We start from the raw sequence: 13,737 nt of genomic DNA on the forward strand, positions 1-13,737 counted from the left end.
TTGTGTCGAAGGTGGCCCGGCAGGTCATCGGTCCAGCGCGCGAGTCAGTTCCCTGCGCAGGGTTGCCTGGAAGCTCTGGACGTGCTGGGGGCTCATCAGCGTGTAGTGCTCGCCGCCCACCTCGATGTAGTTGTTCGCCTCGCGGGTGAACTCGTCCCAGTCGCGCAGCTGACCGTCCAGCCACTCCTGCTTGGTGCCCTTGAGCGGGGTGCAGTAGAAGACCCGCGCCCGTTCGACCGTGCCGGACGGCTCGTAGTCGCGTCCCAGGTGCACCATGCTCTGCGCCAGGTGCACCCAGGCACCGAACCGTGCGACGTTCAGGTCGAGTTCGGCCAGCCGCCGGGGCGGGGCGTGCTCGACGAGGTGGGCGAGCTGGTCCGCCTCGGGCAACAGGCGCAGGGCGGTGGTCAGTTCGGGGATGTCTGCCGGGTTGATGAGTTCGAGGAACAGTGCCAGGTTGATGGCGCCGTCGGTGAAGGTGATCTCGTTCATTCGGCCGGAGATGCGCGGGGGAAGGTTGAAGATGCCGACGAAGTCGACCCTTTCGCCGTCGGCCTCCAGACGCTTGGCGATCTCGAACGCCACGGCTCCACCGTAGGAGTAGCCCGCCACGGCGTACGGGCCGCTCGGGCGGGTCCGCCGGATCGCCGCGACATACGCGCCGACCATTTCGTCGAAGGAGGCGAAGTGGGACTCCCCCTGCCCGAAGCCCCGGGCCCGCAGCGCGTAGAACGGCCGCTCCCCGGTGAAGTACTTGGCGAGGTTGACGAAGACCAGTACCTCGCCGAGCCCCGGGTGGACGCAGAACAGCGGGATCCCCTCGCCGGTGACCTGGAGCGGTACCAGCGGGTCGTAGGCGACGTCGCCGCCCGCGCCGGACGCCGAGGCCAGGCGGGCCGCCAGCGCCCGCACGTTCGGGGCCTGCAGGAGCGTCGCCATGGGGAGGTCGTCGAGACCGAAGGCGGTCTGGACGCGGAGTTTGAGCCGCAGGACGTCGAGCGAAGTGCCGCCCAGGTCGAAGAAGCTCGCGGTGACCGGGACCCGCTCGACGTTCAGCACCTCGGCGAACACCTGGGCCAAGGTGGTCTCCTCCTCGTCCGCCGGCTCCACGTGGCCGCCGAGGAAGCGGCCGGTCACCTCCTGGGCGCGCCGGGCCGCTGCGTCCAGCGCTCCGGACTCGACGGCCGTGCGCAGCCGGGACCGCTGGACCTTGCCGAGGTTGCCGCGCGGGATCTGCGTCTCGGCGACCGGCAGGATCAGCTGGGGACGGAATCCCCAGTGCATCACCGTTGAGCTGCGTACCGCGACGAGCGTGCGGTAGAGGGTCGTCTCGTCGGCCGGGTCGACGGCCGGCACGAAGGCGACGGCCAGCTGTTCGGAGTCGGCGCCCTCGGGTCGGATCGGGAAGGCGGTGACCTGTCCGCGCCGGACGCCGTCGAGTTCGTCGAGGACCGCTTCCAGGTCGTGGCTGTAGTAGTTGACCCCGTTGACGATGATCGAGTCCTTGGTGCGGCCGATGAGGGTCAGCCGCCCGTCGGCGTCGAGCCTGCCCAGGTCGCCGGTGCGGAACCAGCCGTCGTCGGTGAATGCCTCGGCGGTGGCCGCGGGGTTGCCGAAGTACCCACTGGTCACCATGGTTCCGCGTAGTTGCACCTCGCCGGACGCCGCCGAGGCGGGACGGTCGCTTGAGGAGAGCACCGTGCCGGTGCCGTCGGCGATCCGGATGTGCAGCCCCTCGACCGGGTGGCCCAGCGGCGGGAACTCCTCGCCGAGGTCGCGGTCGGTGAACTCGCGGTTGAACACACTGCCCGCGCAGGTCTCGGTCATCCCGAACGCGGGCACCACCACGTCGGGGCGCAGCCCGTAGGGGGCCAGGGCGTCCAGGAACGACCGCACGGTGGCGGTCACGGTCGCCTCGCCGCCGGAGATGATGTAGCGGATCCGCGAGAGGTCGATGCCTGGCACGGTCCCGGCCGTCCGCGCGAGGGCCTGGTTGACCTGACCGAAGAGGAAGTTGGGAGTGAACGTCACCCGCACCTGGTGCGTCGTCAGGAGTCTGAGCAATCCGACCGGTTCGGCCAGCACGGTGGCCGGGGTGGCTATGACCTGGTTCGCACCGTTGCGCATCGGCAGCAGGTGCGCCTCGATGGCCGCGATGTGGTCGGCGGAGATCCAGTTCATCATGGTGTCGGCGGGCCCCAGGTCCAACGCCCCCGATTTCCCGGCCTGCGCCGCGAGAAGGTTGGCGTGGGTGAGCCGGACCGCCTTGCTCGATCCGGTCGACCCGGAGGTGAGCATCAGCAGGGCGAGGTCGTCCGGGGCGGCCGCGTGGATGTGCTCGGGCTCGGTCGGAGCGGCGTCCAGCTCCTCCACGGTCACCGTGGTCAGCCCGACGTCGGGCAGATCGTCGTGTGCCTTGGGTACGACGACCAGCGGGTCGCCGAGGAGGCCGCGCAGGTGCTCCAGCTGCGGACGCAGGCGGGAGGAATCGGCGGCCGGGGCGATCGGGCAGGGCACGACGCCCGCGTGCAGGCAGCCCCAGAAGGCGCGGAAGAAGCCCTCGGGGTCGCCGGCCGCGACCAGGACGCGGTCCCCCGGTACGCTGCCCCGGCTGCGCAGGCCCTGGGCGATTCTCAGGGCGCCTTCGCGCAGGTCGGCGTAGGAGACGAACGGCCCGTCGACGAAGGTGACGCCGCGTGTGGTGTCCTGTGCGGCGCGTTCGAGCAGATGCGGAAGCGTTGTGACGCTTGTGGCGTGACGTATGTCCGGCATGGCAGTGGAGACCCCCGATCGAGGTGGGACTGAACTGGGTTGGATCAGCGCGCACGTACTGGCGGAGGGTGGGTGGTGTCCGCGAGCGGTGAGGCCCTGTGAGTCCGGGGCGGGGCGGGGCCCGCCGCGGGCGGTGTGCGGCACACGGTCGCGGCCGGTTTCAGGCCGGCGGGTGGGGGTCCGCGTGCGGGTGATGTGCCGGTGGGAGTCGTTGCGGCGCTGCGACGTGGGAATGTCCGCGCCGGGGCTCTACTTCCCGCCGGTCTCGTTGAACCGGACGATCTCTGCGATCGTGCGGCTCAGCCGCCGCTCGTCCGGGTCGGAGACGATCGCCTCGCCGACACGGCCGTATGGGCCGGGTGGCGTGTCCGGTGAGGAGGAATAGGTGAGCTTGTCGAAGGTGAAGGCGCGCGCGAAATCCTCGCGCGTCAGGCTGCCGTGGTCGGGGCGCCGCAGCAGGAGATAGCCGTGGAAGCGCTCCGGCGGGCGGACCGCCGGGGGGAGGGAGACGCTCAGTCCGAGCGCCAGGCTGATCTCGGCGTCGAAGAGGTCGACTCCGTGGGTGAGCCGGACCAGTTGAGGGGAGAGCGCGCCCGGCAGGCGGATGGCGCATTCGCCGAAGGTCAGCCCGTCGTGTTCGACGTACGCCTCCATATGGAACACGCAGTCCGGTGCCTCCAGGGTCTTGAGCACCCGTTTGGTGAGGTCCTCCGTCTGTTCGAACAGGTCCGGGTGCAGCCGCTCGTCGAGCAGATGGGCCGCGAGGACCCGACCGTGCACGGCGCTCAGCGGCGAGTTGTGATAGCGCGTCAGGGAGCGCCAGTGCAGTTCGCCGCCCTGCCAGATGCCGTCCATGTAGATCTCGGGGGCGTCGACGAACGACTCGGCGACCACATCGACGTCCGACTCACCCGGGAACGGCTCCAGTGCGCGGTGGTACTCCTCGGCGGAGCGGACGACCTCGGTGCGCAGCGAGCCCGCGCCGATGGCCGGTTTGACGACGAACTGCTTCCCCAGTTCCCCGGCGAGTTCCGCGTAGGGCGTGGCCCGGGACGTATAACGGGCCCGCGCGCGCCGGACGTCCGGCGGGAGCCGGTTCTTCTGCAGGTACTTGTCCCGGAAGAAAAGAACTCCCTGGGAATCGGAGTTTCCGGGAAGATGCAACTGCCGACGCAAATAGGCTGCCGCGAAGACCCCGAATTCATGGACGCTGATGACGCCGGCCAGGTCGCCGAGACCGGCGGAGAGCACCGCCCGGAAGACTTCCTGCGCGTTCTCCATGTCCGCGACGCAGCGATAGTTCTTCCTGTCCTGTAAACGCAGGGGCGCCGACACGATGTAAAAGGGTTCCAGGCCTCGACGCCGCAGGGCTTGATCGAGATCTTCCCGGTATCCGACAACGACTATCGTGGGCATGCGCCGTCTCCAAAGTCACCACTGCCGAAATGACGAATTACTTCGTGTTACGTCGCGATGCGCGACGGGATCCACCCCCTGACATCCGATGCATCATTACGCAACCACATGACGACGAATCATGAAATATGGATCACAATGCGGGTTCTTGCAATCAGTCGCTTCGCGAACCCTCTCTGCACGCCGGGAGATATTCGCCGAGCCGGTCAGGGCTTGCGACGCCATGTAATTACATGACCGATGACCCGTAGGACGCCTGCGTACGATTCGCCGCGCCCGGGGCCGGATCCGGGCGGGCCGCCGTCATGCGAGCGACGATCCGCCGCGGGCGCCGCCTGCCTCGTTGAAGCGTGCGATCTCGTCGATCGTGCGCCCGAGCCTCGACTCGTCCGCGTCGGACACGATGGCGTGACCGACGCGGCCGTATGGACCGACCGGAGCGTCGGGAGCGGAGGGGTAGTGCAGCTCGTCGAAGGAGAAGGCGCGCTCGAAGTCCTCCTGAGTCAGCATGCCGTCACGCGGGTGACGCAGGAGCAGATATCCGTGGAAACGATCCGGTGGCCGGTGGCCGTACGGCGGCTCGGGCGCCTCCCCCAGGGCGAGGGCGATCTCGATGTCGAGGAGGTCGACGCCGTAGGTCAGTTGATTGACCCGGGGCGACAGGGCTCCCGGCAGCCGGACTGCGCATTCGCCGAACGTCAGCCCGTCGGGCTCATGGAACGCCTCCATATGGAAGACGCAGTCGGGTGCCTCCAGGGTGGCGAGCACCCGGCGGGCCATGGCCTCCGCCTGCCCGAAGAGCTCCGGACATCGTTGTCGGTCGAGCACATGCGCGGCCAGGACGCCGCCCTGCACGGCACTGAGCGGGGAGATGTGATTGCTGCTCAGGGACGACCACTGGAGCACGCCGTGCTGCCAGACGCCGTCGAGGTAGACCTCGGGCGCGTCGACGAACGACTCGGCGACGACCTCGACGTCCGAGCGTCCGGAGAACGGCTCGAGCGCTCGGGCGTACTCCTCGGGCGAGCGGACGACGCCGGTGCGCAGGGCGCCCGCCCCGGCGGCCGGCTTGACGACGAAAGGGGTGCCCAGCTCGGCGGCGGGCTCCTCGTAGGGCGTACCCACGGGCAAATACCGGCACCGCGCGCGCCGTACCTCCGGCGGCAGCAGGCTCTTCTGGAGGTACTTGTCCCGGAAGGCGAGAACCTTACGGGAATCCATATTCCCCGGAAGATTCAATTGCCCGCGCAGATATGCCGCCGGGAATACACCCATCTCATGGACGCTGAGCACGCCTGCCAGGTCTTCCGTCTGCACGGAGAGAACCGACCGGAGAACTTCCTGGACGTTCTCCATGTCGCCGACACAGCGAAATTTTTTCTTCTCCGGCGAGATGATCGGAGTCGGAACGATGTAGAAAGGATCTACATCCCGACGCCGTAGCGCCTCGTCAAGATCATCCCGATATCCAATAACCACCATCGTGGGCATGCGCCGTCTCCAGTGTTACGACTTGCCGAGCCAGGGAGAAGTTATTGCGATTTCATCGTGACGCAGCCGGATCTCTTCCGGCACCGGTGAATCATTGCACAGACCCAGTCGATCACCTCCTGTGATATGGATCACAAGAGAATCGTGAATAACCACAACAGGAAGCCCAGATTCCTTGGACGTGCCCGGCACGCCGGAACTGGGCCTGTCAAATGAGCGGCTCTGTCGCACTTTCGGTGGTGACGGTGCGGGAGGGCATGCCAAGAGGATGCGGTGACGGAGGAGGCCGAAGCCTGCCTGGCCGTATACCTGCCGCTTGGTCGTCTTGGTGTTGGTGTTGGTTTTGGTGTTGACGCCCTCGGTGGGGCCGTAGCTGCGGGGATGGGCTGCGAGCCGGCGCTGGTCGCCGGTACCGAGCGGTCCGTGGACGGCGCATCTACCGGCGGCCGTGCGTTGTCGGCCCGGGCCCTGGCCGAGCTGCTGCGCACCCCGGCACCCCGCGCGGCCGGACTCGACGAGGGGCTCCGCACAGCGGAGTCATGGGTGGACGACCGCGGCCGCAGCAGCGCGAGGGCCCGATGTCCCGGAAGGCCCGGCGAAGTGCCGCGGCGGGCGCGTCGCACGCCCGAGCCGTGGGCACCGCGGCGGACTCGCCTCCGGGGCCTCCGCGTGCGCACCGGCCGCGAGCAGCAGCGCGACGAGCACCAGAGGCACCCGCAGCCAGGCATATCGACGAGCGGTGCCTGCGTGCCGCGGGGTTGGACTCACAAAGGAGCATCTGTCGGCAACGCACGCGCCTTCAGCGTATCGACCCCGAGAACCGCCCTCTCGGGCCACCTGTACGACACGAACCATCTGTACGGCACGAAGTTGACGAACTGCACGGGGTTCATGCCGTACGCGGGATCCGCTGTGCACGGCCGTGGAGCCGGAACGCCGTTACGCACTCGACGATGCCGACCGCGACCAGCCACCAGCCGGCGACCAGGGTGAGGACGGCGATTGAGGTGAACGGCGAGATGATCAGCACGATCCCCGCGATGAAGGTGACGACGCCGAGGACGGCCTGCCAGCCACGCGCGGGCATGGTGGAGTCGTGAACGGCGGCCAGAGTATGGGTGATCCCGCGGATCAGCCAGCCGATGCCGATCCACAACGCGAGCAGCAGGATCGACTCCAGCCTGCCCCGGAAGCAGAAGAGGCCCAGAAGGATCGACAGGGCGCCGCTGATGAAGGCCAGGACACGCAGCGAGGTAGCCCTGTGCGTGCCGAAGGCGGCAGCCAGTTGGAGCGCGCCACTGAGAATGAGGTAGATGCCGAAGAGGATCCCGGCGACGAGCAGGGACGGGCCCGGCCAGGCCAGGATCACGATCCCAAGGACCAGGGAGGAGATGCCGGTGATCAGGACGACCTGCCAGGCGGTGCGGGAGAGGCGGTGCAGGAACCCCTCGAAGGGTGGCTCCACGTAACCCGGGTGCGGTTTAGGCGCGTGCTCGTCACCCGTGGCATGGGCGTGGCGGTCGTCGTATTCCGGTCCCCGGGGGGAGCCGCTCGGTGCGTCGGTCATGATCCATGCTTGTACCGGGCACGGGCGCCCCGCCACCTTTGCCGGTCCACCCGGCTGACGGCGGAGGCACGGACCGCACCGCGCGGGGCCCGGTGAACCGCGGGCCGTGTCCAACCAGGCGTGCGGTGACAGAGCACTGCCCGTCCCGAAGGTCCGCGGCCCAGCCTTGCGCGGACGGCACGAACACTCCGTCGCCTGCGGGCAGCAGGAGTCCCGGGGCAGCGGCAAGGGCCGCGAGTGCGGCCGACGCACTGACCGCGCCGGGATGGCCGATCGCCGAACTGGCCGCCCAGGGCCCGACCCACCACGACATCGCGGCCCGCTTGTACCTCTCACCCCGCACCGTCGACTACCACCTGCACAAGATCTTCCCCGAGCTGGGTATCAGCGCCGGGGCCCCGCCCCGCGACGCCCTGTCGCAGGATTCACCGCAGTGATCGGGTGCCGTGTGAGCCGGCCGGTCCAGCAGAAGCTCACCGCAGGTCCGACCGGCCCGGCGGGGCTCGAGGCGGCATGGCCGACCGCAAGGGCGTTACGTGACCCGCGCCGTCGGATGGGCAGAAGGCCGACGCGCCCGTCTTCGAGGCGTTGTCCGGGCCGCTTGCGCAACGGGCGGCGTCAGGGGTGCGGTTCGGACCGTTCCGGACGGTCTCCTTCGACGGCTGCAGCTCGATCAAAGTCCCGGACACCGCGCGGAACCTTGCCTGGCGCGGAACCCGGGCCACGTCGGCTACCCGATGGTGGAGCGGATGACGCTCGTCGCAGACACACCCGAGCCCTGATCGGCGCGGTGCTCGGCACCACTCTCCAGGGAGGGACGGCCTATGCCCGGCGCCCGGTGCACCAGGTGGCCGATGACGCCGACCACACCTGCGCTCCTCGTGGGCGGCTTGGCGTAGGCACTAGACACGATGAATAGTAGCTATATGGACATATCGGGCAAATGGAACGATGTACTCGTACACCAGACCGATCCGTACAACGCCGAATCGCCTCCCGGCGCCCTCGCAAGTCAGATCACCCCCCTGGACAGCTTCTACAGTCGCAATCACTCGTCGATTCCCCGCATCGCCCCGGGGGGCTGGCGGCTGCGAGTGGACGGTCTGGTCGATCGCCCACTTGAGCTGTCGATGGACGAACTGCGGCGCCGCTTCCCCGAGCGGAGCGTGGTGGCAACACTGCAGTGCGCGGGCAACCGCCGCGCGGACCTCATCGAGATCCGCGACATACCCGGCCAGGTCTCCTGGGGCCCCGGAGCCATCTCCACCGCGCGCTGGAGCGGGGCAAGCCTGGCGGATGTGCTGGACGACGCGGGAGTGCGGCCGGAGGCGGCCCACATCGCCTTCACCGGTGCCGACGTATCGCAGCAGGCCGAGCCACCGCAGCCCTTCGGCGGCTCGATACCGGTGGCGAAGGCAACCTCCAGCGAGGTGCTGCTGGCCTGGGCCATGAATGATCAGGCGCTGCCCACCGCGCACGGCGCGCCGCTGCGCGTGGTCGTCCCCGGCTGGATCGGCGCCCGCAGCGTCAAGTGGCTCAAGCACATCACCGCTCAGGCCGAACCGTCCGACAACTACTTCCAGATCGAATACAGCGTCCTGCCCGCCGAAGCCGACCCTCACCAGGTCGAGCAGGCAGACAGCATCACCCTCGGCCCGATCGCCATCCACTGCGCCATCCTGCACCCCGGCAAAGACGCCCAGTTGTCGTCCGGGCCGACCGAGGTCACCGGTTTCGCCTTCGCCGGGGACGACAGAACCGTGGAACGTGTGGATGTCTCCGTTGATCACGGCGTCACCTGGGCCCGCGCCGACCTGGACCCGCCGGAGAACCCCTGGACGTGGCAGCACTGGCGCTCCGCTCTTACCCTGCCCCCGGGCGAGACCGAGCTCATCGCCCGCGCCTGGGACTCCACGGCGGCCGTGCAGCCCGAGTCCTTGTCAACCGTCTGGAACCCCAGGGGGTACGCCAACAACGCCGCGGCCCGCCTGCACGTCACATGCCGTCCCTGACCCGAGCGATTCGGTCGAAGGAGTCAGCGATTGACGCAGGGCTGTATCCAACCTGACGTGAATGTCAACGAGTTGGACGGCCTGAGCGGTATCGCATCGAGAGGGCGATGAGGCCGGTGGATGGGTCCGTGGCCTCACATCGTTGCTGCGCGACTGGAGTCCGCACAGCCCCCACCTCCGCTGACCCAAACCGTCCCACCGCACTCGAAGCCAGCCTCTCCCGGGCGGCACGCGCACCGAGATCCGAACCATTCCCGGATCAGCCCCCTCCCAGACGCCACACGCACCAGCGTCTTCCCTGGTCAGCGTGGTGCGACTGCTGCACCACCAGCAGACGAAGAATCTCCTGGTGCCGCACTCGGTACTTCGTCGGCGCCCGCTTGGCGCCGTATCCTGAAAAAGCGGTGGCGGCGCGGGCTCGGGGCCACATACGTTCGCCTCCATGGTTGACGCAGCTTTCGGGCATCCGCGCCTCGCCGCCATCTACGACCCACTCGATCCGGACCGCAGCGATCTCGACGCGTATCTCGCGATGGCGGAGGAGTTCGGCGCGCGGTCTGTGCTGGACATCGGGTGCGGTACGGGCGTGTTAGCGCTGCTGCTCGCAGAGCGCGGGATGACGGTCACCGGGATCGATCCCGCACGGGCGTCCGTCGACGTCGCGCGTGGCAAGCCGGGCGCGGAGCGGGTGCGCTGGCTCGACGGCGACGCGGGGGACCTGCCGCCCATGCAGAGCGACCTGGTGACGATGACCGGGAACGTCGCCCAGGCGATCGCCGAGCCGCAGGCGTGGCGTACGACGCTGCGCGGCGCGTACGAGGCGCTACGGCCCGGCGGGCGGCTTGTCTTCGAGACGCGCGATCCGGCGCAGCGCGTGTGGGAAGAGTGGGCGGAGTGGACGCGCGAGACCACGTACCGCATGACGGACATCCCGGGCGTCGGCCACGTCGAGACCTGGGCCGAGCTGACGGACGTGAGCCTGCCGCTGGTGAGCTTCCGGGGTACGCATGTGTTCGCTGCGGACGGGAACGTACTGACCTCGGAATCGACACTTCGCTTCCGCGAACGTACGGAGATCGAGCGGGACTTGCATGAGCACGGCTTCGTCGTCGAGGACGTACGCGACGCACCCGACCGGCCGGGGAGGGAGTTCGTGTTCGTGGCGCGGCGCAGAACCGCGGAGCACCTCCCACCCGGAATGCCCTAAGGAACGTGCGCACCACACAGCGCCGGGCAGACGGGACTTCGAAGACACTCCTTGGCTTGACTCTGTCGGGGATCCGGCCGGACAGCCCGGGGTGCGGTCCCGCGCGACTCGCGATCGGTGAGCTGTCAGGAGCCTTCGGCGCTGGGGCGGTTCAGGTCGCCCCGGGTCTTCAGGAACCTGAGATACTTGGGGTCGTCTTCTTCGAAGATTTCGGGTCCACCGCCCATGTAGGCCCTGATCAACTCATCCGCAGCGTGGTCGTGGTCGCCCAGCTCGAAGGTGGTCTGACCCAACCGAAGGTGGATGTATGGATTGCCGAGTCCGTCGGGGCATTGAACTGCGTTGTGGAAGCACTTGTAGGCCCTGTCGTAAACACCCAATCGGAAATGCAAGTCGCCGATCGCGACGTAGATCCAGGTAGCAGCCGCCCACCCACGGTGATCGCCCGGCAACAGCCGCAAAGCTTCGATGTAGCGTCGCTTGGCCTCGACGAGTTCTCCCATTCCGGCCAGGGCATCACCCTCCTGACACAGGTCCCTGATCTCAGCGTGGACCTCGTCGGGCAACCGCATGGTCGTCCCCTCATCCTTCGGCGCTTCGTGCATTGGGCTCCGCGAAGTGCTCAGGGGCAGATTCTGATCTCGCTGGTGGTTCCGGTGGCGCCCGAGCAGGTGAGGCCACCGTTGATCATTAGGTGTTGTGTGGACGACCGGTGATCACGCGGCGACCTCGGGCGCCAGCGTAGTACCTGCCCGTTGCCAGGACGCATTCGAGGGTGGGATGGGCCCGATAGCCAGCCGGTTCTCCCAGCCGAACCCCGCTGCGGTGTGCGCGGGCTGCTGTCGGACCTGCCGTGCAAGAACTGCTGGAATCTCGCCGAGCACATCGGCGACGCCACCCCGGCCGGACCTCAGCGCGCCGACCGCCTTGCCGAGCGCCTCCCGCGCAGGGCCTGGCAGAAGCTGCCCGCCGGACAGGGCGCGAAGGGAAACCGCTACTCACAGGGTCCCCCAGGCCGGTGCCGATTACCTCGGGTTCGAGGAACAGGTCTGCCAGCTCGCCGTGCGGCGGTTCTCCGGTGATCTGGTAGTAGCCCACCATCGCACCGTCCCGCTCCGCGACCACGACATGCCCGTCACGCATGGCGGCGGGGCTGACCGCCAGAGTCTCAGCCATCCGATCCAACAGCGCCTGTAGGTGACCCCAGTACCCCTTCCACCGCCGCGTCAGCGCCGTGAGCACTCCCGCCTCAACGGGCACAGCAGCTCGCAAGAAGATCTCGTTCAAGGGCGGAGTATCACCCGCCTCGTCCTGCCGGGACGAAGGGCTTTCGGGCGGGAAAGCCCGGGGGCGCCCCAGAGTTCCCAAGGCCGCCAAGTTGCCGGACACGAACCGACCAGGGATTTTCCCGCAACTGATCTCGGCATGAGGGTGGTTGGTCAGAACTGGATCCTGGGGACCACTGGGGCCCTCCGCCGCCACGGCCGTGTCGTTCTCGTGGCCTGTCCGGTTTGATCACTTGATGTCCAAGGTGGCCCAGAGCGCGACGAGTGGCGGGTGGATCCGCCTGGGGAAATGAGCGGCAGAGTCCCTCTGCTATGGTGCGCCGATGTCAGCGATCAAGAAGTTTCAAGTCACCTTTGACTGCGCAGAACCTGAGCGCCTCGCTCGCTTCTGGTGCGAGGTGTTGGGGTACGTTGTACCCCCGCCACCGGAGGGGTTTGCCACTTGGGACGATTTCAATCGTTCGCAGGCACCTGAGCAGCGGGATTCATGGTTCGCCTGCATAGATCCCTCAGGAGTGGGCCCGCGACTGTACTTCCAGCGCGTCCCCGAAGGGAAGGCCGCCAAGAACCGGGTGCATCTTGATGTGCGGGTCGGCACCGGTCTCGTGGGTGAAGCGCGCCTCGCCGCACTTGAGGCCGAATGTGCGCGACTGGTTCCGCTCGGCGCGGTACACGTGCAAACGCTGTATGACGGCAATGATGCGTGCATCCCGATGCTGGACATCGAAGGCAACGAGTTCTGTATCGACTGAGTTTTCGGGCCGGTGCTCCGGCAGCCGCCGTCCGCGATGACCGTGGCCCGGCCGACGGCGGCCTTCGCACCGTAGAGTTCCCACGCCTTGCAATCGTTGCGGTTGCCTGTGACCAGTCGGCCGACGGTGACGACGAGTCGGATGTCGGCGTCGATGACGACCTGGTGGTTGGTCGAGTTCCGGTAGTTCTTCGACTGCTCGGCAATCGTATGATCCCGCGTGGGAACCAGGGTGCCGTCGACGATCAGCACGGCGTCCTTGCAAAACCGCTGGCGGGGCTGAAGCGCGAGCGACGGTCCGAGGTTGCCGATGATGCGGTTGGCGGCCGACTTCGACACCCCCAACATCGGAGCGAGCTGTGGCAGCGTCAGGTTCGTATGCCAGTAACGACTCTTAACAAAAGGAGGCGTCTGAACCTCCAGGAATGATGGTGTGTCAGTCCTCGTTGATGCCGGCCGGAGGGGGCGAGCCAGTCGAGATGAGGAAGACCGCTGCCAGACCGTGGGAGATCGACGACGAGTTGTGGGCGCGCATCGAGCCGCTGCTGCCGGTTGTCCCGCGTAATCCGCGGCGTCCCGGTCGTAAGCGTCTGGATAGTCGCAGGGGGCTGTGCGGGATCCTGTTCGTGCTGTACACCGGGACCCACTGGGAGTTTCTGCCCCAGGAGCTGAGCTTCGGCTCGGGGACGACCCGCTGGCGACGGCTGCGGGACTGGAACGAGGCCGGGGTCTGACAGCGCCTGCACGAGCTGCTGCTCTCCGAGCTGCGGGCCGCGGCCCTGCTGGACTTCTCCCGCGCCACGGGAGAAGTCCAGCCACATCCGCGCGATGAAGGGTGGGCCGACCACCGGCCCGTCCCCGGTGGACCGGGGCAAGGCCGGCAGCAAGCACCACCTGATCGTCGAGGCGCATGGCACCCCGGTCGCCGCGATCACTACCGGCGGCAACCGAAACGACGTCGACGTCACCCAACTGATCCCGCTGATCCAGGCCGCACCGGGCACGGCCGAGCTGGGCGTGTACCGCTGGGTCGTGGAAGGAGCGATCACACACTGCTGCATTGGTTCCGCCGCCTGCGTACCCGCTGGGTGAGCCGCGACGACATCCACCACGCGTTCGTCACCCTCGGCTGCGCCGTCATCTGCTGGCGACGACTGCGCACCACAATTCGTTGAGAGTGAGGGCGGGCGATCGCCGGAGGGGACGGCCTGATCGATGCGTCAGAACGCGTACGT

10 protein-coding genes and 2 pseudogenes are annotated in these 13,737 nt (G+C 68.0%); 5 read left to right on the plus strand and 7 right to left on the minus strand.

Going from position 1 to position 13,737, the window contains the following annotated elements:
* Positions 1-24: 24 nt before the first annotated feature.
* The 4 genes from ACIQCZ_RS24035 to ACIQCZ_RS24050 all read right to left on the minus strand — a co-directional run bounded on the left by ACIQCZ_RS24035 (position 25) and on the right by ACIQCZ_RS24050 (position 7,246).
* On the minus strand, positions 25-2,772 hold the full coding sequence (locus ACIQCZ_RS24035) for an alpha/beta fold hydrolase (RefSeq protein ID WP_402284741.1): 2,748 nt from the start codon (positions 2,770-2,772) through the stop codon (positions 25-27).
* Positions 2,773-3,021: 249 nt separating this feature from the next.
* Complete coding sequence (locus ACIQCZ_RS24040; RefSeq protein ID WP_402284742.1) at positions 3,022-4,107, minus strand: acetyl-CoA carboxylase biotin carboxylase subunit family protein; 1,086 nt, start codon at positions 4,105-4,107, stop codon at positions 3,022-3,024.
* A gap of 384 nt (positions 4,108-4,491) precedes the next feature.
* The gene (locus tag ACIQCZ_RS24045; RefSeq protein WP_402284743.1) at positions 4,492-5,409 is read right to left on the minus strand and encodes an acetyl-CoA carboxylase biotin carboxylase subunit family protein; all 918 of its coding nucleotides are present in this window, start codon (positions 5,407-5,409) and stop codon (positions 4,492-4,494) included.
* Between the two features lie 1,159 nt (positions 5,410-6,568).
* Positions 6,569-7,246, minus strand: a complete 678-nt coding sequence (locus ACIQCZ_RS24050; protein ID WP_402284744.1) for an HdeD family acid-resistance protein — start codon at positions 7,244-7,246, stop codon at positions 6,569-6,571.
* A gap of 125 nt (positions 7,247-7,371) precedes the next feature.
* Between ACIQCZ_RS24050 and ACIQCZ_RS24055 the strand changes: the two genes are divergently transcribed.
* Complete coding sequence (locus ACIQCZ_RS24055) at positions 7,372-7,683, plus strand: helix-turn-helix transcriptional regulator (protein ID WP_402284745.1); 312 nt, start codon at positions 7,372-7,374, stop codon at positions 7,681-7,683.
* A 293-nt stretch (positions 7,684-7,976) separates the two neighbouring features.
* Here ACIQCZ_RS24055 and ACIQCZ_RS24060 read toward each other — a convergent pair whose 3' ends face one another.
* Positions 7,977-8,156, minus strand: coding sequence for a hypothetical protein (locus tag ACIQCZ_RS24060; RefSeq protein ID WP_402284746.1), 180 nt, complete (start codon positions 8,154-8,156; stop codon positions 7,977-7,979).
* Positions 8,157-8,172: 16 nt separating this feature from the next.
* Here ACIQCZ_RS24060 and ACIQCZ_RS24065 point away from each other — a divergent pair, with 16 nt between their 5' ends.
* The gene (locus ACIQCZ_RS24065) at positions 8,173-9,258 is read left to right on the plus strand and encodes a sulfite oxidase (protein ID WP_402284747.1); all 1,086 of its coding nucleotides are present in this window, start codon (positions 8,173-8,175) and stop codon (positions 9,256-9,258) included.
* A gap of 442 nt (positions 9,259-9,700) precedes the next feature.
* Positions 9,701-10,465 (plus strand): class I SAM-dependent methyltransferase, encoded by a 765-nt coding sequence (locus ACIQCZ_RS24070; protein WP_402284748.1) that lies wholly within the window; start codon positions 9,701-9,703, stop codon positions 10,463-10,465.
* Between the two features lie 125 nt (positions 10,466-10,590).
* On the opposite strand, the gene ACIQCZ_RS24075 is transcribed toward ACIQCZ_RS24070, so the two are convergent.
* Positions 10,591-11,070, minus strand: a complete 480-nt coding sequence (locus ACIQCZ_RS24075; protein WP_402284749.1) for a tetratricopeptide repeat protein — start codon at positions 11,068-11,070, stop codon at positions 10,591-10,593.
* Positions 11,071-12,074: 1,004 nt separating this feature from the next.
* Here ACIQCZ_RS24075 and ACIQCZ_RS24080 point away from each other — a divergent pair.
* Complete coding sequence (locus tag ACIQCZ_RS24080; protein ID WP_402284750.1) at positions 12,075-12,503, plus strand: VOC family protein; 429 nt, start codon at positions 12,075-12,077, stop codon at positions 12,501-12,503.
* Between the two features lie 8 nt (positions 12,504-12,511).
* Here ACIQCZ_RS24080 and ACIQCZ_RS24085 read toward each other — a convergent pair.
* Positions 12,512-12,889: pseudogene (locus ACIQCZ_RS24085) on the minus strand (transposase); the annotation flags it as partial.
* Between the two features lie 92 nt (positions 12,890-12,981).
* Here ACIQCZ_RS24085 and ACIQCZ_RS24090 point away from each other — a divergent pair.
* Positions 12,982-13,677 (plus strand): annotated as a pseudogene (locus ACIQCZ_RS24090) (IS5 family transposase).
* Positions 13,678-13,737 lie beyond the last annotated feature (60 nt).

Source organism: Streptomyces sp. NPDC093149 (assembly GCF_044754145.1).
GTDB lineage: Bacteria > Actinomycetota > Actinomycetes > Streptomycetales > Streptomycetaceae > Streptomyces.